This window comes from Rothia sp. ND6WE1A (genome assembly GCF_001683935.1).
Classification (GTDB): Bacteria; Actinomycetota; Actinomycetes; order Actinomycetales; family Micrococcaceae; genus Rothia; species Rothia amarae.
Map to the genome: position 1 here is coordinate 1 of NZ_LXTU01000066.1, position 20,624 is coordinate 20,624.

The window sequence follows — 20,624 nt, forward strand, 5'->3', positions numbered from 1 at the left end:
CAGAATGATAAACATTTTTTAAATAAAAAAATTTTAGTGTATCCGGGTACTATCTCCTATGGTATATATCTCTGGCACTATCCTCTCATTGGGTTGCTTCCAGAAATTCAACCAAAATTTATCTTTATTGTCATATTTATATTGTCAATGGCTGTGGCATCTTTTTCTTGGCATTTTATTGAAAAACCGTTTTCTCGAAAATTTAAACCATTATTTACCGTCTGATAGAAAATAGGTGCTCTATGAAAATAGCAATAACGTGTCCAGGCGGAGCAAATAGGCCAGAAGTATGGTCTGGTACTCCCTTTGGGCTTTATTCGGCTCTTAAAGAGCAAGGCCATCAAGTAGTATCCGTAAACGTAGCTCCCCCCGCGCGTTTAGGATCTTTGTACATTCGTTTACTTCGTAGCAAATCGGCTGATTTGAAAGCTTTGTCTGGTTCTACTGTTCGACTTACGCTTGCTTACTCTCGGCTAATGAGCGTTATCTCTCGCCTAAAGCTTGCTTACGTCAGGCCTGAACTAACGATTCAAATCGGTACTGGCTATACCGTGGGAAAAAGAAATTTTGTGACTTTCGAAGATATGACTATCAAACAAGCCCTTCTTTTCGGCTGGGGGCAAGGATGGGATGCGCTCAGTAAAAAACTTGTCGATGAAAGAATCAACCTACAAAAATCTCAATATCAGCAAGCTCTAGCTGTCGCTACTGCAACGGACTGGGCTGCCCGATCTATCGTCGATGAATATGGAATTGAAAGCACCAAAGTGCAAGCAGTTGGGCTAGGGTCTAATAAACCCCTACCCTATGACTCTGATAAAAATAAAGATTGGTCCGTGCCCAAATTTCTATTTATAGGCAATGACTGGGAGCGAAAAAATGGATCTCAGCTCCTAGAGGCTTTCGAGATGGTGCACAAAAAGTTTCCGGATGCTCAGTTGCACGTGGTGGGCGAGCATCAACCAATACATCAAAAAAACGTGGTGGACTATGGCAAATTATCTTTGGGGCATGAAAAAGATCAGATGAAGCTGAGAGAAATCATCAAAAAAAGCACATGTTTGGTAGTTCCTTCTCGTTTTGAGCCCGCAGGAATCGTCTACGTGGAGGCGGGGAGCTATGGGGTTCCTTCCATTGGCGGAAATGCCGGAGGGGCATCCTTCATGATTGGAGAAGGGGGCATAGTTATTAACCCCCATAATCAAGAACAGCTAGTTGAAGCAATGATGCTTATGTGTAACCAAGATTTTGCCGTCAAGTTAGGTAAAAAAGCAAAGAAAAATTCCGAGGCGTTTACATGGTCAGTAGTTGCTCAAAAAATCGTAAATCTTTATCAGCAGGGATAAGAATATGTATCAATCTACCCCTTTATCGCCTCGCGAAAAAATCATAGTTATAGGTGCGATTGCAACTCTCTTGAGTGGTTTAGCTTGGGTGAGCTATGACTTGGGCAGTCTCACTATCCCTCACAATGATTCATGGGCGCATTCTCGAATAGCCGAAAGTTTGGCAGAGAACCACGTTATCCAGTTGGTGGGATTCAATCGTTCTTCTCTGATCGGCATGATTATTCTGGCCGCTATCTTTGGAGGAACTCCTCTTGCGGGTAGCTTTGTGTCTCTAATCTGTGCATTTGCATCACTATATTGGGTTTATATGATGACGCGCCGGTATGCCTCAAGATTTTGGTCAACTATTGCAGTCAGTCTTTTAGCTTGTTACCCAGGTTTTTTCCTATTAAGTACATCCTTTATGTCAGATATACCGATGTTGGCAGGAATTTTAGGATGCTTATATTTTGCTTTGAAGTATTTAGATAATCCAACATATTTGTACTTATTAGCATCATTGTTTATAGGATTCTGGGGCATTACAGTGCGAGAGCAAGCTGTGGCTGCTGTGGCTGCTGTAGTCGTTGTGCTAGTAACTACCCCTGTAACCCGAAAACAAGGGATCTGGTATGCACTAATATCGCTAGCATTCATCGTTTCTTTTGAATTTTGGCGACGATCTTTAGCGCTGGATGATCCTCCCCAGGTTGATATAGGGGTTGGATACGGGATTAAATCAGGGCTGATGTTTATCATTTTATTAGCGTGTTTTATGTCCCCGCTAATTGCTGCAAACCTCATTCATAAAAAATATTCTTTTAAAGTTTATGCTCTCATGGCTGTGCTATCCATGCCGTTCATTTTCCTTCTATTGCGTATGCAGGAAGGAGTTCTTCTGGGGAACTATATCGCAACCCATGGCGCATATGCGGGAGATATATTAGGTAATCGACCAGGTGTTCCCGCTCTGTCTCTACTGTTCTTTGCTACCTGTGGTGCTTTATGTGCAGGGCCTTTATTGATTCTTATGTTTGAGAATTTAGGAAAAAAATTTAGGTTGCTTATTCTATTTTCATGCTTCTATATAGCAGGAACCATTGTGCAAAGTGTTTCTGGGCAGGGGATATTTGATCGTTATATGATTCCCGTTGTAGCGTGTTTAGTGCCAGTTCTTGCGAGCAATCTAGGATCGGGGCTAAAATTTTCTAAGTTAATTTCCGTAATTTTTATAGCGGGAACATTTTCTATTTCCAGTCTCATATTTCTCGAAGCCAGTGCAAGCGATGGTTCAGTGTGGAAAACCGCAGAAAGATTTGTTGCCCAGGGATACAATCCTAAAGAGATCGACGCTGGTTGGAACTGGGTAGGTCTACACTCAGATCAAGCAGTTGGTTCAAGAGTTCCTCCAGAAAATGCCCTGGGGAGCTTTCAGCATTTTTCTGATAGTCGACAATGTCTAGTGCTGGGCTTTGAAGGTGCTAATCTACCTGAACATGTAGCTACGTATAAGACATTCGGTTATTTTGGTCCAGAAAGAAATATCTTTGCCAAAAATATTGAACCTTGTGTGTAGCTACGGATAGAAAATCTAGCGAGAGCATGCGGAGTCATGCTTTCGCTAGATTTCTAAATAATCTCTGAAAGCTCCATCCAGCGCATTTCTAGCTTATCTATTTCTGCATCAATATCTGCAATCTCAGCACTAAATTTAGCTAAGCCCTCGTAATCGCTCTGATCGTGGTTGGCCATCTTGTCATGCACTGATTCCTTGGATCGAGTAAGCTTCTCCAATTTACGATCAATCTGGTTGATCTCTTTTTGAGCTGCACGAACTTCCGCCCCGCCTGCCTTGGGTGCCGCAGACTCACTGCCTGAGTCTTGTTGCTTACCCAGGGGGGAGGTGCCCGAAACTGCGCCAGCTGATTTGCCACCCTGCCCAGCTGCTGAGAGTTGGAGGTACTCGTCTACGCCACCCGGAAGATGGCGGAAAGTTCCATTAATAATGGCGTACTGCTGATCTGTCACACGTTCCATCAAATAACGGTCGTGCGAAACTACCAGCAAAGTGCCCGGCCACGTATCCAACAAATCCTCCATCGCGGCAAGCATATCTGTATCGAGGTCGTTAGATGGTTCGTCGAGAATCAACACGTTAGGTTCATCCAGCAGAATCAAAAGGAGCTGCAGACGACGTTTCTGACCACCGGATAAATCTTTAACCGGAGTCGAGAGTTGCGCGCTGGTAAACCCTAAACGCTCTAAGAGCTGGCCGGAAGTTAGCTCTTTGCCGCCGGTAACGTAAGAGGTTTTCTTTCGCCCAATTACATCTGAGACCCTGTCATTCTCTACATCTTTCAACTCATCCAGTTGCTGGGTAAGTGTGGCGATATTTACCGTCTTGCCGCGCTTTACTCTGCCAGATGAAGGTTCGACAGCGCCGGTTACTAATCCGAGCAGCGTAGATTTGCCAGCACCGTTGACACCCAAAATTCCTGTTCGTTCACCAGGTGCAATACGCCAAGTGACTTTCTTGAGAATATCTCGGTGCCCGCTGGGCTGAGTGGAATCCTTATAAGAAACATCTACGTTTTCGATATCCACTACGTCCTTACCCAATCGGGTAACTGCCATCTGCGAGAGTTCTATCGAGTTTCTGACGGGCGGGACGTCTGCGATGAGTTCATTCGCCGCATCGATACGGAACTTTGGCTTGGATGTACGAGCAGGGGCGCCGCGTCGTAGCCAGGCAAGTTCCTTGCGCATGAGGTTTTGGCGTTTAGCTTCAGCTGCTGCTGCCTGGCGGTCGCGCTCTACTCGCTGAAGAATGTACGCGGCGTATCCGCCTTCGAATGGTTCAACGATTCCATCGTGAACTTCCCATGTATCGGTGCAGACTTCGTCAAGGAACCAGCGGTCGTGGGTAACAACCAGTAGGCCGCCGGCATTTTTACTCCAGCGGTTTTTGAGATGGCGGGCAAGCCATGTAATTGCTTCAACGTCGAGGTGGTTGGTGGGCTCGTCGAGGAACAGAACATCCCAGTCGCCAGCTAGCAGGGAAGCGAGTGCTACACGACGTCGTTGCCCACCTGAGAGAGATGAAACGGATGCGTCCCAATCGAGATCAGAGACTAGCCCGCTGATAACATCGCGTACTTTGGAGTCGGATGCCCATTCGTATTCAGGAGTATCACCTACGATTGTTTCGCCCACGCTGAGTGAATCATCGAGGATATCCGACTGATTGAGAAAGCCAATTCGAGTACCGGAGCGAACGGTTACCTTGCCAGAATCAGGGGAAATTCTGCCAGCAAGAAGCGATAGTAACGTCGATTTGCCGTCGCCATTGCGACCGACAATACCGATACGGTCACCTTCATTGACACCAACTGTGATGCCTTCAAATATCGTTCGGGTAGGAAATTCGAGATGGAGCGATTCGCCGCCTAGTAAATGTGCCACATCTATACAGTACTAGGTATAGACAGACTCGTTGGCAATGCATTTTCAATAAGTGGAGGAGTTTTGCTACTATAGAAAACTGTCTGGATACTTCGCGTTGTTCGCACGTTAACTAGACATTCCGCCATGGTGTAATAGGCAACACAGCGGCCTTTGGAGCCGTTATTCTAGGTTCGAGTCCTAGTGGCGGAGCATCGTCTACATCTCAAGCAGTAGACAGTTTCCCACCTCTTAGGAGTTCTAAGACTGTGACTACCGCAGATCAGAATGCCCCATCAGCAGTTATCGTTCTAGCCGCAGGGGCTGGAACTCGCATGAAATCAGACACCCCCAAAGTTATGCATGGCATTGGGGGTCGTTCTATGGTTGAGCACGCTATTGCCGCCGCCCGTGAGCTTAATCCCGAGCGTCTTGCAGCGGTTGTTCGATTTCAACGCGACAAAGTTGCTGCGCATATTCTCGACTTCGACTCGGACGTCACCATCGTCGATCAGGATGACGTCCCCGGTACCGGGCGAGCTGTTGAAGTAGGTTTGTTGGGGCTGGATGAATCCGCGCGCGTCGAAGGCACCGTCATCGTGACCTACGGCGATGTTCCCTTGCTTCGTGCGGAAACCCTCCGCGAACTCATTGCTGAGCACGAAGAGAACCGCAACGCAGTCACCGTTCTGACAACTCACATTCAGAACCCTGGCTCCTACGGTCGTATTGTGCGTTCGGCGTCCGGTGAGGTTACTGCCATTGTGGAAGCAAAGGATGCAACTGACCAGCAGCTGAAAATTACCGAAATTAACTCGGGCATTTACGCTTTTGATGCAGGTGTTCTACGCGATTCTCTCACCGAGGTCACCACCGATAACGCGCAGGGTGAAAAGTACATTACCGATGTTCTTTCTATTGCCCGTGAAAATGGTCACCGCACGTCCGCTCTTGCTATCGAAGATCGCTGGGAAGTTGAAGGCGCTAACGATCGCGTACAGCTGGCACAGCTCGGTCGTAAGCTCAATGACCGTCTTACCGAAATGCACATGCGTAACGGCGTAACTATCGTGGACCCGCAGACCACTTGGATTGACTCCACCGTGACCATTGCCAACGACGTCACTATTCTTCCCGGCACTCAGTTGCAGGGCACTACCTCTGTGGGAACAGGTTCAGTTATTGGTCCTGATTCCACTTTGAAGAACGTGGAAATTGGCGAGAACGCTACCATTTCTCGCACCCATGGTTCAGACGCCCTCATTGAAGCTGGTGCGACCGTTGGCCCCTTCGCTTACCTGCGCCCCGGTACGATTCTTCGCGAATCAGGCAAGATTGGTACCTTCGTGGAAACGAAGAACACTGAAATCGGCAAGGGTTCTAAACTTCCTCACCTTTCCTACGCAGGAGATGTCACCATCGGCGAGAACTCCAACATCGGTGCGGCATCCGTCTTCGTCAACTACGACGGCGTGAACAAGCACCGCTCCACTGTAGGAAATAACGTGCGCATGGGTTCCGACAACATGTATGTTGCACCTGTCAATATTGGAGACGGCGCGTACTCCGGTGCTGGTACTGTAATCCGTAAGGACGTACCTGCCGGTGCACTCGCCATCAACGTAGCTCCCCAGCGCAATATCGATGGCTGGGTACTAGAAAACCGCGCGGGCACAGAAGCGGCGGAAGCTGCTTCAGCCGCAGGCGCTGAAGCTAAAAACTCATCCGAGGAAAGCGAAAAGTAAATCATGACGGAGATTACTAATCCCGGCGAAAAGAAGATGGTGCTTGTTTCAGGACGTGCGCATCCCGAACTAGCCGAACAAATCGCACAGGAACTAGGCTGCGAAGTTCTACCTACTTCTGCTTACGACTTTGCAAACGGCGAAACCTACGTTCGTTTCGAAGACTCGGTACGCGGTAAAGACGCGTTCGTAGTACAGGCTCACCCTGCGCCCATTAACGAGTGGGTGATGGAACAGCTCATTATGATTGATTCGCTCAAGCGCGCATCAGCTCGTTCCATTACGGTTGTTTCCCCGTTCTACCCCTATGCTCGTCAGGATAAGAAGCATAAGGGACGCGAGCCTATCTCTGCTCGTTTGATTTCAGATTTGTACAAGACTGCTGGCGCGGATCGCTTGATGAGCGTGGATCTTCACACCGCGCAGATTCAGGGTTTCTTTGATGGACCCGTTGACCATCTGATGGCGATTCCACTTCTCGCTGAGCACGTTCGTAGCGTGGTTGAAGACGTCAAGAACGTCACCGTTGTCTCCCCTGATACCGGACGCGTACGCGTGGCTGAGCAGTGGGCTGAACTTCTGGGAGGCGCGCCGCTAGCATTCGTCCATAAGACCCGTGATATCAACGTACCCAACAAGGCTGTTTCCAAGGCAGTTGTTGGTGACATCAAGGGACGCACTGCTGTTCTGATCGACGACATGATCGATACCGGCGGAACCATTTCTGGTGCGGTTCAGGTGCTCAAAGACAACGGTGCTAAAGACGTTATCATTGCTGCAACCCACCCTGTATTCTCTGATCCAGCTGTTGAACGTCTTTCAAACTCAGGCGCTCGTGAGGTAGTTGTTACCAACACGCTGCCTGTATCTGAAGAAAAGCGCTTCGAGAACCTCACTGTTCTGTCCATCGCTCCATTGATTGCGTTGGCTATCAAGGAAGTCTTCGAGGACGGTTCAGTGACCAGCCTGTTCAACGGTCGGTCAAACTAGCTAGTTTTCTTAACAATGCTACCCATCAATTTCATGAATTGATGGGTAGTATTTTTTAACATGTCCCCCCCCGTGCAAAGTAGGCAAATCCCGAATGACTCGTACATCAATTATCATCCCCGCGCATAACGCCAGCACGACGATTGATTTACAGCTGGAATCCATCTATCAGCAAACAAATTGCGATCCTTTTGAAGTGATAGTGGTCTGCAATCGATGCACAGATAACACTGCTGAGACTGCTCTACTCTGGAGCGAAAAAATTGACATTAAAGTTTTGGAAGCAAACGAATTGGCTGGAGCTTCTTACGCTAGAAATGTGGGTGCTAATAAAGCACGGGGAGAGCAATTACTTTTCTTAGATGCAGATGATGCAATTGGCGAACATTATATTGCTTATTCTCAGCAGGCACTCGAAGAGAAAACTATATTTTGTGGTGGCTATCCGCCAGTTCCGTATAGTGCTTTTACCAGCCTTGAAAGAGCTCTAAGTTATCTTGAATATTTTGATTATGAACCGCCACGGGAAGAAACCTTTAACCCTGAGTGGCCAGTTCTCGCCGGGGGCAGTTTAGGGATTAGACGTAGTCTGTTTAGGGAGCTAGGTGGCTTTGATCCTACCTATGAACCTGGTGCTGAGGATAATGAATTTGGGTATCGCGCCTATCTAGCGGGGCATCCGGCTGGGTCTTTTCCGCCTGCGACTATCGCTTATCGAATGCCGGAAAAACAGATTCGTTCAGCACAGGTCATGAGAAAACGGGCGAAGAGTTCTGCACTGTTGTTAACCACTATGGGTAATTGGAAATCAAACCCGATAACGAGGGGGAAGTTTCCTTTCACTATGGTACTTTTTACTTTGGCTGCTGGACTCAAACAAGTCATAAAAGAACAGAAACTAAGCCGTGCTTGGCAGGAAAGATTTTTTACAAATATTGGACTTCTAGAAGGATATATTCAATACCAAGTCCTGGGGAAAAAGCCGCTTTCTCAGCTCGGTAGAGGTCTGTGAACTCTTCCTGATTAAGAGTTGTTTACACCCGCTACGTTACCCAGCCATGGAATAATTATCTCTAGTGCTTCTTCAACTTCTTGAACTGCTATTTTTGCCGCTTTCTTCCCTTTTCGGAAAGGATCAGCAATATTATCTGCTTTAGTTGGGCGATCTTCAGTGAGATTCATATATGAGATGGGGTCGCTTCGCCTTCCTGCTTGCGCGCGTAAGCGAGCCATTTGCTTGAGTAAATGTACTTTGGAGCGATACTGAGGCCACTCCCGAACAATCCAGTCAAGATGATGAAGTTCCATCACTAAAATGAGGTCAGCCTCTTTAACCATTGATGAAGTAATCTGCCGCCCTCTATGGGGCGCAAAATTAAGGCGCCGCGCAGAGAGCTCCTCATCAATAAATGGAGCTACAGGACCACCTACGACCGCACCAATTCCCGCGCTTTCGAACGTCCACCCTGAACCATGAGCCTTGTGGGTCGAAATGACCTCAGCGGAAGCGGATCTGGCGATATTTCCAGTGCATACGTAAAGGATCTTATGGGAGGGTTGAGAGCTCGACCATGGAACTGACGGGGATTTCGACGGAGCTTTAACGCCTCGAATAGATGCGATGTTGAATCTACCCATATCTTTCTCAGCCCTTCTCTTTTCAGTTGATTCCCTTCATCCTACCTAGCGATAGTGTATTTCCAGAATCACCGAAGTCTTTCCACCATAAATATATGGAAGGAAATCTGTTCGAGTAAATGTGTTTGATGCCAAAAAAGAAAACCGCTTGGTTCGGGGCTTCCTCGCAGAAAGAAACTGTTATATTGAAGCCTTAGGGGTGTAGCCATTTAGGGGACAGCTGTCTGTCAGGTAAAGAAGGCCCATCTAAAATTGCAGTGCACGGATACATGAGGAATGATGAAGGACAGTCTAGATAAGTTGCGGTGGCTCTTTCCCGGAAAGAAGTTTGCTCTACTTGTACTTAACGTAGTATTGCTTTTTCTCGTGTCTCTGCTCGATATGCTAGGTGTTGCAGTGATTCTGCCTATTATCCAGCTCGCAATGGGAGCGGACTACAGCACTGGCTATCTTGGGGTTATTGCGGACTTCTTGGGCAACCCGAATCGGGAGACCTTTATAATAATTGCCTCGATTATCCTCGTGGTTTCTTTTATCCTCAAAGGCATACTTTCTCTCACCATCAAGTGGTGGAGTAGCGGGTTCCTCGCACGTCAGGAAGCTGCGACTGCTACAGCAGTTTTACAAAGCTATATGAGCGAAGATTATCTTTCACATAAAAAGCGGTCTGCATCAGAAATTATTAGAGCTGTAGGACAAGCCGTTTCGCAAGCCTACGGTCAATATGTGGGTGGCTGGCTTTCTGTTTTAGGTGAAGTCTTCAGCATAATCTTTTTGATGGTTTTCCTTTTAGTCGTAATGCCAATTCCTGCGTTGATTGCTTTCGTGTATTTTGGAGCTACATCGTTTATCTTGCAAAAGTTAATAAGTGAGCGTAACCGTAAAGCGGGGGCTGAAGGAATTGACGCAGCCATCCAAATTAATTTCAAGACTCTTGAGGCAATCAATGGTTTCCGCGAGATTAAACTCTTAGGGCTCTCAGACCGGCAGGTTTATGATTACCAGCATGCTCGTCTGATGGAAGCAGAAGCAGCGCGTGCAAAACGATTTCTAATTGATGTTCCAAAATACCTCTTAGAAATCATATTCATCGTAGGCATCATGCTCATTATGGCGTTTATGACAATGACGGGTGGTATCCAATCGGCTTCTTACCTCTTGGTATTTGCAGGCGCATGCATTCGAATTTTACCCAGCTATGTAAGGGTTGTTGGTTCTTTAGGTACCCTTCGCTCCGGACATGCTGCCGTCAATATTGTTATAAATGAAATTCAGTGGGCGAATAACCAGCTATCTTCCTTTAATCTCATTGAAAATGAGCCTGATATTGGTGTGTTCGCTCAGATTAATGAAAGGTATATTCCTACTACTGTAAAAGTTGAAAATGTAGATTTCTCATATCCTGATGGCGATCATAAAGTTCTCAAAAACTTATCGCTTATTATTCCAGCAGGTAGTTCTTTAGCTCTGGTAGGTGGGTCTGGCTCAGGTAAGACCACATTGGTAGATCTGATGCTAGGGCTGACCACCCCAAGTTCGGGACAAATAACGCAAAACGGGCAACCTATTAATGAGAATTTGAATGAATGGCACGCAAAAATTGGTTATGTGCCTCAGGACGTGTTCTTGGGTAATGGGACAGTGCTCGAGGCAGTAGCTTTTGGACTGAAGCCCGCGGAGATTGATAGAGGGCGAGTGCTGGAATGCTTACAGATTGCAGAACTTGCCGATGTTATTGAGGGTCTCGATCATGGAGTAGACACTCCTATCGGGGAACACGGAACCCGTCTTTCCGGGGGGCAAAGACAACGGCTTGGCATTGCGCGTGCACTTTACCGCAATCCCTCAGTGCTCTTCTTGGATGAGGCTACTTCTGCTTTAGACAATGAAACCGAGCATAAGATTACTCAAACTATCAATAAGCTTTCCAAAGAAATAACAGTGGTTATTGTTGCCCATCGTCTCTCCACCGTGAAAAGTGTTGATCAACTGATTTATCTATCTGAGGGAGAGATAGCGGCTCAAGGAACATTCGCTGAAGTGCAGCGGCAAAATCCGGAGTTTGCTCATTTGGTAGAACTAGGAGATCTCTCAAAATAAAAATCCAAAAGATGCGGGAACCAGAAAAGTCTGATTCCCGCATCTTAGTATCAATCGAGCCATGAACCGGCATCCGGTTCTATCGAAATCCATCCTTTGAGGTGTTGCGGGGGAACTCTCTCATGTTGGGTAGATCTTTCATGGACATTTGGAGCTAGAACTCGTGCATTGCGCTCCTTGCTGGCAATATAAGCGCCCCAATATCCAAAAGTTGTATTTGTCAGAATAAGGTTGGACGCTACAGATAGTACTGCTAGATCATCGAACATAGTCTTTCCAATTTTTTCAAAACGTGTGGGGGCTATGTTCATAAGAAAATCAAGATGTTCAGCGCACCAATCTAAGTCATCTGAAACCAAAATGATTTGTGTCGGTTGAAAATCGTTAAGAAGTTGCTCTAATGCTTTACGAATGTATCTCACTGTATCAATACCGAATTGATATTTAATATGAGGGTTGGAATAGTAATCTCCCCTTCTAACGTTAATGACCAAGCTAGTTGGGGTAACAACATCTAAAGCATGCTTGCGACTCTCCGAAAAAAGAGGGGAAGTAAGCAAGACATCGGAGATAAAACGAGATATTTCCAGAGGAGCAAAATTTTCATTAATTCTTGGATTAACCCCGATCTGGCGCAGGCTCCTAAAGCGAATATCTTCATCTTTTATCGTGAGCATTTGCAATAGCGGAAACTCCTTAATCCAAGGTTCCATCCCCGCTCGAAATGTAATTTTTACTTTTTCTCCTGTCGAATTTTGCTGGGCGTATGCTTTCATCCATTCATATAGCCAGTTTCCTCCTCTAGCAATGGGTGGCACAATAAGAACAGTCTCTGGGCCTCTCCGAATGAAGCGAATGGCATATCCATACGGTTTCCTGACGAAGTGTTCTATTTTCTTCTGTACCCGGGGTATTAATTTGTTTGCTTCAACCAGCGAACTGATTCTTTCATTTTCCTGAGATGCTCTTTGCTTCATTAGTTGTCTACCTACCAAATATTGGGTTGCTAAGTGTGGATGCATAGCTTCTATCTAAGAATAGTTGCGGTGTATGACTTTCCTTATGAGGCTGTAGAACGTTTTGTGGGCTAATATGTGGCATAGTGTTCGGGAAAATCGAGGGGAACTATGAGCTCAAAACCTGCGGTATCTGCAGTAATTCCACATTATGGGGAGTCAGCCCCCACTATGAAACTCATCGAGAAACTGCAACAGCAAACCTTTGATGGAGAGATTGAAATTATTGTCTCGGACGATAATTCGCCCGAACCGTTTCCGCAGGTCGGAGGAGTTAAAGTCATACACCGGACTGCCAACGGTGGCTTCGGTACGAATGTAAATACTGGGGCAGAACAAGCTACTGGTGAATGGCTCATGATTCTTAACAGTGATCTTGAACTTACTTCCACCTTTGTAGAAGAAATGCTAAACGCCGTGGAGAAACAGGCAAAACCTGCTATTTATTCACCTCAAGTTGTGGGTCATGAGGGGGAAGCTCAATGGGTTGCAAGAAAATTCCCCAGCACTTTCATACATGCCTGGAATTGGTTTACTCCCGTAGCTCGATTCCGCGATACTAACTGGTGGCATCGATTAGCAGGGCACGACGTCCGAGCTGTCGGTGGAAAGACCCTGACCGTTGATTGGTTGATGGGCGCATGCCTTATGCTGCCCACCCGAATCTTTCAGGAAGTAGGAGGGTTTGACGAGCGTTTCTTCATGAATAGTGAAGAAGTCGATTTACAAAAGCGTCTTCGGGACAGGGGATACCCTGCGATTTTCTTAGGTGATGTTATGGTCACGCACGAGGGTGGCGGTTCCTCTGAAAGTACGAAGCGCCGACAATGGCTCACCACCTCCCATTTTATTTATGAAGCAAAATGGAATAAACACCGCATCTTGGCACCTACACTAATCGCCGTCAGCTTACTTAATTTTGGTTTTAATGCCGCGCGGTCATTGAAAAATAAAGAAGTTCACCCTCTTAAAACTTTTGCAGATGAACTTAAAATCATCCGTGAGGGAAAGAAAATGGTTCATGGCTAAACAAGAAAAGCTCCTCATTATTAGCCCGGCTTTCCACGGATATTGTTATTCAATTGCTGATGGCTTTAAAGAACTGGGATATGAGACTGTAATCCACCGATATGACGCTTTCGACGGCGCATCGGCAAAAATCCGTAATAAGGTACAGTACGAGCTTCCCTCCAAATTCGGGTTTAACGGACAGAAAACTGCTGAAAAACATGCAACTGCTGTAGCAATTGCAAAGCTGAACGAAGTAAGACCTGACAAGCTGATTGTCATCAAAGCAGATACCCTCGGTGATGGCTTCTGGGAACGGGTTAAGCGCCTCAACATTCCCTATATGCTATGGCTCTACGATGATCTCAAGAGACACCGCTACTCCATTGATTTTCTAATACAACTCCCAGTTGTCCTCAGCTACGCGCGTTCTGAAGCTGAAGAATTCTCCAATGCAGGAGTAAATGCTTATTTCGCGCCCAATGGATATGACCCCAAGCTTGCTGATCCACCCACGCATCGTACTCAAGAAATAGTCTTTGTGGGTTCACGTTATGACAACCGCGTCGAGATGATGCTGCACCTTCAAGATGCGGGCATTCCAGTTCGGGTTTACGGACGAGGTTGGTCTCACCATCCCTATGACCGGCTGCGAATGTGGGAGTGGAACCGCCCCAATCTGCCTGCTGAACGAGATGTTCCTTTGAAAGAGGCATATCAGATTCAGGCAGGTGCTGCAGGAGCCATTAATATCCACGGCCTCCAAGCGGGGCTTGCTATGCGCACTTTTGAAGTGCCCGGAATGAATGGGTTGCAACTCATTGATCGCCCCGACGTCGAGGAGTTCTACGACGTGGGTAAAGAAGTACTTTTATACCAATCGAATGATGAGCTGGTTGAGTTGTGCCAACGGGTTATTTCAGATCCTCAGTGGAGCGAATCGATTCGTGAAGCTGGTAGGAAGCGAAGTCTCGCTGAACACACATTTTTTCATCGCGCACAAAAGATGGATAGGCTATGGGTCTAAAATTTTCTGAGGATTTGACTGCTTGGCAAAAATGGGCGGAGAAGCAGAACCTTGCTCGTTATTTAGCTCATCGGCTGCGGAGAAAAACTGAAGACAGACCCCGGCAATTTGCGTTACTGCGGCGTGGTTCGGATGCTCCGAAAATCTTGGTCGCTCTGGAAGCAACCTCTCCTACCCAAATTGCGGCATTGCTGGAGCCTGCAAAACATCTTGAAGAGCTGGGCGTTCCTGTTGCTGTAGTTACGTTAGGGGAGCACCGAGCATTCTTAGAAACCAGGGGTTATCAAATAGTCGAGGAAATCTCTGACTCAGAACCTATGCCTGTTTCCCTGGAGGAAGTCAAGCAGGTGATTGCTGCGGGGCACTATCTTCCGGTGGGCTCATGGGCTTATGCTCTAGGACAGCGACGGGGATGGACTTTTAATGTTGTCCAGCATGGTCTCAATACCCCCTTTGCCCCTCCTCTACCAGCAAACAGTCGTTTGTTTGCATTTAGCCCAGCAGACGCCGAGTTTTGGATTTCAGGACGGTCAGATATTCAGGCTGAAGTTGTAGGAGCTCAGATCTTCTATGAGGCGCTTCAAAAGCCTCCTGTGGATCCCTCTGAAATTGCTGAAACCCCTATTTTTCTAGGACAAATGCATGGTGCTGAGCTCTCTCGGGCTTCTTTTGCGCGAGCATCCTATAAATTCTGCCAAAATCACGGAGCAATCTATCGACCTCACCCCTCTGAGAAAGATAAACTCTCTACTATGACCCACAAGCTGTGGGCTAAACGGGGGGTTACTATTGATTCATCAAAAACGCCCCTCAACGAACTCAATAATCCAGTTGTTTCAGTATTTTCCACCGGAGTATTAGAAGCCTCGATTCGGGGAATTCCGGCTTGGGTGTACCACCCCAATCCTCCTGAATGGTTACTCGAATTCTGGAATCGCTATGGACTGAGTCAGTGGGGGAGTGAACCCACAGCTCCGCCGGTAGCGCCTGAAACCGAGCCAGCACAAAAAATAGCTCGTATCATCGCAGACACATTGGAGAATTAATGCGCATTCTTTGCGTTATACCGGTTCGCGGAGGTTCTAAGGGAATTCCCCGCAAAAATCTCAAGCCGATTGCCGGCAAGCCGCTCGTTGCTTGGACGATTGAACAGGCGTTGGACGCAAAGACCGCGCTGGCACCAGAAATTGAGCTGGACGTCGTTGTCTCAACGGACGATAAAGAGTTGGCGGATATTGCCCGCGAATACGGTGCAGAAGTACCCTTTATGCGCCCTGCTGAGCTTGCCGAAGATACTACTGCCACTGAACCGGTCATCGAACACGCGATTGAATTCATGAGTCACGAGGACCGTCGACCTGATGCCGTTATGCTTTTGCAGGCAACGAGCCCTGTTCGGCTACCAGGAACTCTCGAACGCGCGGTACGACAGTTTGCTGCCTCAGATTCTGACTCGATGGTGGGTGTTATCCCTATCGGCCCCTTTATCTGGGCTGCTACCGAACCGCCTACCGCACAATATGAAGTGATGGCACGCCCCCGCCGCCAAGAACTCACCCGTGAAACTTTCCGTTACCGCGAAAACGGATCCATGTACATCACCAAGACTGAAATCTACGAAGAGTTCCATAACCGCCTTGCTGGCAAAATCGAACTTTTCATGCTCGAAGATATTGAGGGTGTAGACATCGATGCCCCCATCGATTTTTCAGTCGCAGAACATCAGCTAGAACAAATCCAGAAAAACGTGAACTAACCCCCATGATTATTGAACGCAATACCACCCCCTTCGTCGTTTTCTCAGAAGACCCCGTTCTTACAGCTCTTCAGAAAATTTCCGCTAATCAGCAGCGCATAATTTTCTTAGTGAACGAATCAGGCATGTTGCAGGGTTCGCTTTCCGATGGTGACTTCCGCCGCTGGCTTATCGCAAATCCGGCAGAATCTTTGGAAACCTCTGCTATTCAGGTAGCGAATAAGAATGTGCGTAGCTACCCGATCGATACCGATGCCGCTGTTCTCAACGGTGAGTTTGCGCAGGGTATCTCCCATCTTCCTCTCATCGACGAGTGGGGCCACCTCGTTGCCATTGCCATGAATGAGCAGAACGTTCTGCGCATTGGTAAGCACGAAATTGCGGAGGACAAACCGTCCTTCATCATTGCTGAAATTGGCAACAACCACCAGGGCGACGTCGACTTCGCCAAGCGTTTGGTTGATCTAGCAGTTGATTCTGGCGCCGACGCCGTGAAATTCCAGTTGCGTGACATGGAAGCCCTCTACCGCCAGAAGGGCTCAAAGTCAGCCGGTGAAGATCTAGGCGTTCAATATACTCTCGACTTGCTTTCCCGCTTCAGCTTCTCGGTGGATCAGATGTATGAAGTGTTTGACCACGTCAAACAGTACAACATGGATATCATGTGCACCCCGTGGGACGCTCCATCAGTTCAGGCTCTTGTTGACTACGGCATTGCCGGCATGAAAATTGCCTCTGCTGACCTCACCAACCACGAGCTACTTCGCGACGTCGCTTCGCGCGGACTACCTATGATGGTCTCTACCGGCATGAGCCGCGAAGAAGAAATCCGCGAGTCGGTCAAACTCTTGCAAAATCAGGGCGCTTCTTACGCTTTGCTCCAGTGCCAGTCCACGTACCCCGCCCCCTTTAAGGACGTCAACCTGGCGTACATGGACCGCTTGGCAGAAATCGGCCAATGCCTCGTTGGCTATTCAGGCCATGAACGCGGTTTTCATGTTCCCCTCGGTGCAGTGGCACGCGGGGCAAAAATCATTGAAAAACACTTCACCACAGACAAGACTCTGGAAGGTAACGACCACACAGTTTCGCTTCTTCCCGATGAGTTCAAAGCGATGGTCACGCAAATTCGCGATATCGAAGAAGCCATTGGTACTTCTGCACCGCGCGATGTTTCAACCGGTGAGTTGATGAACCGCGTGAACCTGGCTAAATCGTTGGTGGCTACCCGCACTATCGCGAAGGGCGACGTCGTGACTGAAGCCGACGTTGAGGTTAAGTCGCCCGGCCGCGGCTTGCAACCCAACTACCTTTCACAGTTGGTGGGACGCACCATGGCACGTGAAGTAGAAGCCGGTTCGTTCTTCTACGAAGGTGATTTGAATGATGATTTGGTCACCCGCCGCGACTTCACCTTTGACCGCCCCTGGGGCTTGCCTGTTCGCTACCATGACTATAAGCCGCTGATTGAAGAGGCTAAGCCGGACTTCCTAGAATTTCATTTCTCCTACAAGGACCTTGAGATTGATATTGATGAGGTCTTTGACGAGAAGCTGCCGATGAGTTTCACCACCCATCTGCCAGATCTTTTCGCTGGGGATTTCTTGGTTGATTTGGCATCAGCCGATGAAGAGATTTGGGAACGCTCAATCGCTGAGGTTCAGCGCACCATCGATATCACCCGTGATTTGAAGAAGTACTTCACTCTCGACGATGACCCGGTCATGGTGGTGACCATGGGGGGCTTCACCAAAGACGGACATATTGCGCCCGCTACACGCGCCGAAAAATACGACCGTATTGGGGAAGCGATCTCCCGCTTGAACACACAAGGTGTTCGAATCGCCGCACAGACCCTGCCTCCTTACCCCTGGCTGATGGGCGGTCAACAGTTCCACAACCTCTTCCTCGACCCGCGGGATACAGCAGAATTTGCCGAGAAGTATGATGTGGATTTGTGCCTGGATATCTCCCACACCATGCTTGCTGCAAACTTCCTGAAGATGCCTCTTTCTGAAGCCGTTGATTTGTTGGCACCTCGTACCATCCACCTTCACCTGGTCGACGGCGTTGGTGTGGATGGCGAAGGCGTGCAGGTTGGCGAAGGTGACGTCGACTGGGCTGCACTGGGTAAGCAACTGCGCGAATTGAGCCCCACTTCATCATTTATCCCTGAAATTTGGCAGGGTCACATCAATAACGGTGAAGGTTTCTTTACCGCGCTTGATCGGTTGGAAAAGTGGCTGTAGAAAATTCACTACCGGTAGCCCTGTGGGCAATCCCGGTTCCTGAATTTGGCGGTGTAGCCCGGCACGCAACGGATGTTGCTCGCGCCGGGCTACCCGGTTATGAACTCAAAGTTCTTGTGGCCGACGGTGCTCTAGCGAACACACTTGATGAGCTGGGGAACAGTGCTATACGCGGCGAATTTGGCACCTCTGCAGGCTTTACCAAGTCGTTCCATATACTCAACCAGCAGATAGAGCAACTGCGCCCCGCCGTCGTCCACTCTCACCTTGCCTATGCCGATATCGTCGCGTGCGCAGTGGTGGTTAGCAGACGTTTACGGCGTATCGTGCAGCGAGAGACATTCGTTCCGGCTCTCTTTACCACCGAACACGGCATTGCAGGAAATGATGCTGTCTATCATTCCAGCACCCTGAAAGCGCGCGGAAGAGAACTCATTCATCGAGCGCGCTTGATGCTCACCAATCATGCCATTGCGGTATCCCAATCAACCGAGGATCAAATGAAACGCAAATGGGGCGCTCGCAATGTTGAAGTTATTTTCAATGGCGTTGATGCTCCTCAGGCTGCAATGAATCAGAGCAGGGTTGCGTCGAAAAATCCTCATATTCTCTCGCTGGCTCGTCTTGCACCCGAGAAAGGGTTAGAAGTCTTGATCGAGGCGTTCGCTGAACTCCGCAAAGAATTGGGGGGAGCAACCCTAGAAATAGCGGGTGAGGGGTCTGAACTGGCTCGGCTGGAGGCGTTAGTTGCGCGGCTAGGAATCTCGGATGCAGTGCGTTTTCCAGGTTTTGTAGATGCATCCGAGGCTATGAGCAGAGCGGATGTACTGGTTCAACTATCTGTCTGGGAGAACCTTTCGTACACACTGCTGGATGCGAAGGCACTCGGACTGAAGATAGTAGCAACCGACGTCGGCGGAAACGCAGAAATTCTTGATGAGAGCGAATTAGTGCCCTCGCTTGCAGAAATAGGGCATAAGAATTTGCGACAAACTGTAGTAGAAAGAATTAAACAACAGCTGAATGAGCCTGGACATAAATCATTTGAGTGGCTCAGTTCAACGGAGATGGCGAGCAAGATAGCTGAAAGTTATCGCAAGGAGAAGCAAAAATGACGGCGATGACGCAACAAGAGAAACAGCACCGCACCTGGAAAGAGCGTGCTTCTACTGAACTGCATGACCTGGCTGACTCTACAGGCAAGATTGTGATTGTAGATTTCCTCCTGGGAATGACAATGATAATCTTCACCTACTCTGTAGCTGGTTTGCCTTTGGCCACTCTTGCAGGAACTTTGCTTGCGGGCATTGGCTTCTTAAGAAGACCTAAGAATGATGTTCCTAAGATAGCTCTTTTTGTTTTCCTTGTGATTTTTGGGCTTCTATGGGTTACCTTTGATTCTGCTGTTCTAGGAATATCGACAAATGGAGAAATATTACGTCGCATAATTCGTATCCTAGGTGTTTTCTTTGTAGCAGTTTTTATTGCCGATGGACGAATCGATTTTAAATCACTCATATTTGGAATGACACTCAGCTCTTTAATCAATGTTCCAGCATATTATCTAGGTATAGCTCCTGACTATTACCCTGGTTTCTTAACGGGATGGTTAGGCGACAAAAACGTCTCAGGACTATATTATGCAACGTTAGGGCTTTTGCTGTTAGCAGTTTTGTCCAAGCGTTGGCACAAGATTCTGACGGTAATAATATTTACGGGGATTTTATGGCTCACAGGATCGCGTACATCTATTGCAGGATTTGGGCTGGCTCTTGTATGGATTTTTACAGCGAGACGATTAAACATTGTTTTTAAGGCGTTATTAGCAATTTTCATGGTGCGACTGGTTGATTTTCTTGAAACCAATTTTGCACAGGCAGGAGCTTTCGCTGATCGTACTGGTACCGATTTACTGAGAAGCCGTATTGACCAGGCATCTCAGCTTAAAATCGATGCTGCACCGTGGCATGGTCTAGGACTCGGACAGGCTTTTGTGGAGGTAGAGGATAGAACCTTTTTCTTTCACAATTCTTTTTGGACTCTGATAATTGAAGGCGGTTGGATTTATCTGCTTCTCATAGTTGGGGCGACTATTTATGCTGCGTTCTTGATGAAGCAGACACGATCAACTCGGTCGATGTATGCAGAAGGCGCCACCGTCTTGCTCATGATTTGTGGATGGCGTCTGGGCGAGGTATTTCTTACTATGCCCTGGGGTCTTGTCATGGGGTTGGCATTACTTTACTGTAGCCGTCCCAAGACAAATACGATCGGTTATGAATTTAGGATTGCTCCTTCCACGCATACTCAGGGAGTAAATATTTAA

At 47.8% G+C, this 20,624-nt stretch carries 17 protein-coding genes and 1 tRNA gene; 15 read left to right on the forward strand and 3 right to left on the reverse strand.

All coding sequences use genetic code 11. The annotated features are described in order from the left end of the window. The 3 genes from A7E48_RS11425 to A7E48_RS09255 all read left to right on the forward strand — a co-directional run. Window positions 1-225: acyltransferase family protein (locus A7E48_RS11425; RefSeq protein ID WP_369796779.1), on the forward strand; the 225-nt coding region annotated here is incomplete at its 5' end. 17 nt (window positions 226-242) lie between these two features. Beyond that, window positions 243-1,346 carry a glycosyltransferase family 4 protein gene (locus A7E48_RS09250; protein WP_083147345.1) on the forward strand — a complete coding sequence of 368 codons (1,104 nt, stop codon included), beginning with the start codon at window positions 243-245 and terminating at the stop codon, window positions 1,344-1,346. 4 nt (window positions 1,347-1,350) lie between these two features. Further along, window positions 1,351-2,904, forward strand: a complete 1,554-nt coding sequence (locus tag A7E48_RS09255; RefSeq protein ID WP_068172633.1) for a glycosyltransferase family 39 protein — start codon at window positions 1,351-1,353, stop codon at window positions 2,902-2,904. Between the two features lie 53 nt (window positions 2,905-2,957). Here A7E48_RS09255 and A7E48_RS09260 read toward each other — a convergent pair whose 3' ends face one another. Then, window positions 2,958-4,790 (reverse strand): ABC-F family ATP-binding cassette domain-containing protein, encoded by a 1,833-nt coding sequence (locus A7E48_RS09260; protein ID WP_068172636.1) that lies wholly within the window; start codon window positions 4,788-4,790, stop codon window positions 2,958-2,960. Between the two features lie 120 nt (window positions 4,791-4,910). Here A7E48_RS09260 and A7E48_RS09265 point away from each other — a divergent pair. From A7E48_RS09265 to A7E48_RS09280, 4 genes are all read left to right on the forward strand, one after another. After that, a tRNA-Gln gene (locus tag A7E48_RS09265) sits at window positions 4,911-4,982 on the forward strand. Between the two features lie 56 nt (window positions 4,983-5,038). Then, window positions 5,039-6,514 carry a bifunctional UDP-N-acetylglucosamine diphosphorylase/glucosamine-1-phosphate N-acetyltransferase GlmU gene (gene glmU / locus A7E48_RS09270; RefSeq protein WP_068172641.1) on the forward strand — a complete coding sequence of 492 codons (1,476 nt, stop codon included), beginning with the start codon at window positions 5,039-5,041 and terminating at the stop codon, window positions 6,512-6,514. Window positions 6,515-6,517: 3 nt separating this feature from the next. Continuing rightward, a complete protein-coding gene (locus A7E48_RS09275) occupies window positions 6,518-7,504 on the forward strand; it encodes a ribose-phosphate diphosphokinase (protein WP_186303235.1) in 987 nt (328 codons plus the stop codon). A 94-nt stretch (window positions 7,505-7,598) separates the two neighbouring features. Beyond that, window positions 7,599-8,516: a glycosyltransferase family 2 protein gene (locus tag A7E48_RS09280; protein WP_068172647.1), complete on the forward strand. Its 918-nt coding sequence runs from the start codon at window positions 7,599-7,601 to the stop codon at window positions 8,514-8,516. Window positions 8,517-8,527: 11 nt separating this feature from the next. Here the strand turns inward: A7E48_RS09280 and A7E48_RS09285 are convergent, their stop codons facing one another. Continuing rightward, the gene (locus A7E48_RS09285; protein ID WP_068172650.1) at window positions 8,528-9,142 is read right to left on the reverse strand and encodes a hypothetical protein; all 615 of its coding nucleotides are present in this window, start codon (window positions 9,140-9,142) and stop codon (window positions 8,528-8,530) included. Window positions 9,143-9,418: 276 nt separating this feature from the next. Here A7E48_RS09285 and A7E48_RS09290 point away from each other — a divergent pair, with 276 nt between their 5' ends. Further along, complete coding sequence (locus tag A7E48_RS09290) at window positions 9,419-11,242, forward strand: ABC transporter ATP-binding protein (protein WP_233126052.1); 1,824 nt, start codon at window positions 9,419-9,421, stop codon at window positions 11,240-11,242. Between the two features lie 50 nt (window positions 11,243-11,292). On the opposite strand, the gene A7E48_RS09295 is transcribed toward A7E48_RS09290, so the two are convergent. Continuing rightward, the gene (locus A7E48_RS09295; RefSeq protein WP_158004417.1) at window positions 11,293-12,219 is read right to left on the reverse strand and encodes an alpha-1,2-fucosyltransferase; all 927 of its coding nucleotides are present in this window, start codon (window positions 12,217-12,219) and stop codon (window positions 11,293-11,295) included. A gap of 150 nt (window positions 12,220-12,369) precedes the next feature. Here A7E48_RS09295 and A7E48_RS09300 point away from each other — a divergent pair, with 150 nt between their 5' ends. From A7E48_RS09300 to A7E48_RS09330, 7 genes are read left to right on the forward strand one after another with little or no spacing between them, the layout of a single operon-like run. Further along, entirely contained in the window at window positions 12,370-13,287 is a 918-nt protein-coding gene (locus A7E48_RS09300; protein WP_068172658.1) for a glycosyltransferase family 2 protein, read from the forward strand. After that, window positions 13,280-14,293 carry a glycosyltransferase gene (locus A7E48_RS09305; RefSeq protein WP_068172661.1) on the forward strand — a complete coding sequence of 338 codons (1,014 nt, stop codon included), beginning with the start codon at window positions 13,280-13,282 and terminating at the stop codon, window positions 14,291-14,293. Before A7E48_RS09300 ends, A7E48_RS09305 begins: the two co-directional genes overlap by 8 nt. Next, window positions 14,284-15,339 (forward strand): hypothetical protein, encoded by a 1,056-nt coding sequence (locus tag A7E48_RS09310; RefSeq protein ID WP_068172664.1) that lies wholly within the window; start codon window positions 14,284-14,286, stop codon window positions 15,337-15,339. The genes A7E48_RS09305 and A7E48_RS09310 overlap by 10 nt, the downstream gene beginning before the upstream one ends. After that, the gene (locus A7E48_RS09315; RefSeq protein ID WP_068172667.1) at window positions 15,339-16,049 is read left to right on the forward strand and encodes a cytidylyltransferase domain-containing protein; all 711 of its coding nucleotides are present in this window, start codon (window positions 15,339-15,341) and stop codon (window positions 16,047-16,049) included. The genes A7E48_RS09310 and A7E48_RS09315 overlap by 1 nt, the downstream gene beginning before the upstream one ends. 5 nt (window positions 16,050-16,054) lie before the next feature. Further along, complete coding sequence (locus A7E48_RS09320) at window positions 16,055-18,298, forward strand: N-acetylneuraminate synthase family protein (RefSeq protein ID WP_068172671.1); 2,244 nt, start codon at window positions 16,055-16,057, stop codon at window positions 18,296-18,298. Continuing rightward, window positions 18,289-19,413: a glycosyltransferase gene (locus tag A7E48_RS09325; protein ID WP_068172675.1), complete on the forward strand. Its 1,125-nt coding sequence runs from the start codon at window positions 18,289-18,291 to the stop codon at window positions 19,411-19,413. Before A7E48_RS09320 ends, A7E48_RS09325 begins: the two co-directional genes overlap by 10 nt. Then, the gene (locus A7E48_RS09330; protein WP_068172677.1) at window positions 19,410-20,624 is read left to right on the forward strand and encodes an O-antigen ligase family protein; all 1,215 of its coding nucleotides are present in this window, start codon (window positions 19,410-19,412) and stop codon (window positions 20,622-20,624) included. The genes A7E48_RS09325 and A7E48_RS09330 overlap by 4 nt, the downstream gene beginning before the upstream one ends.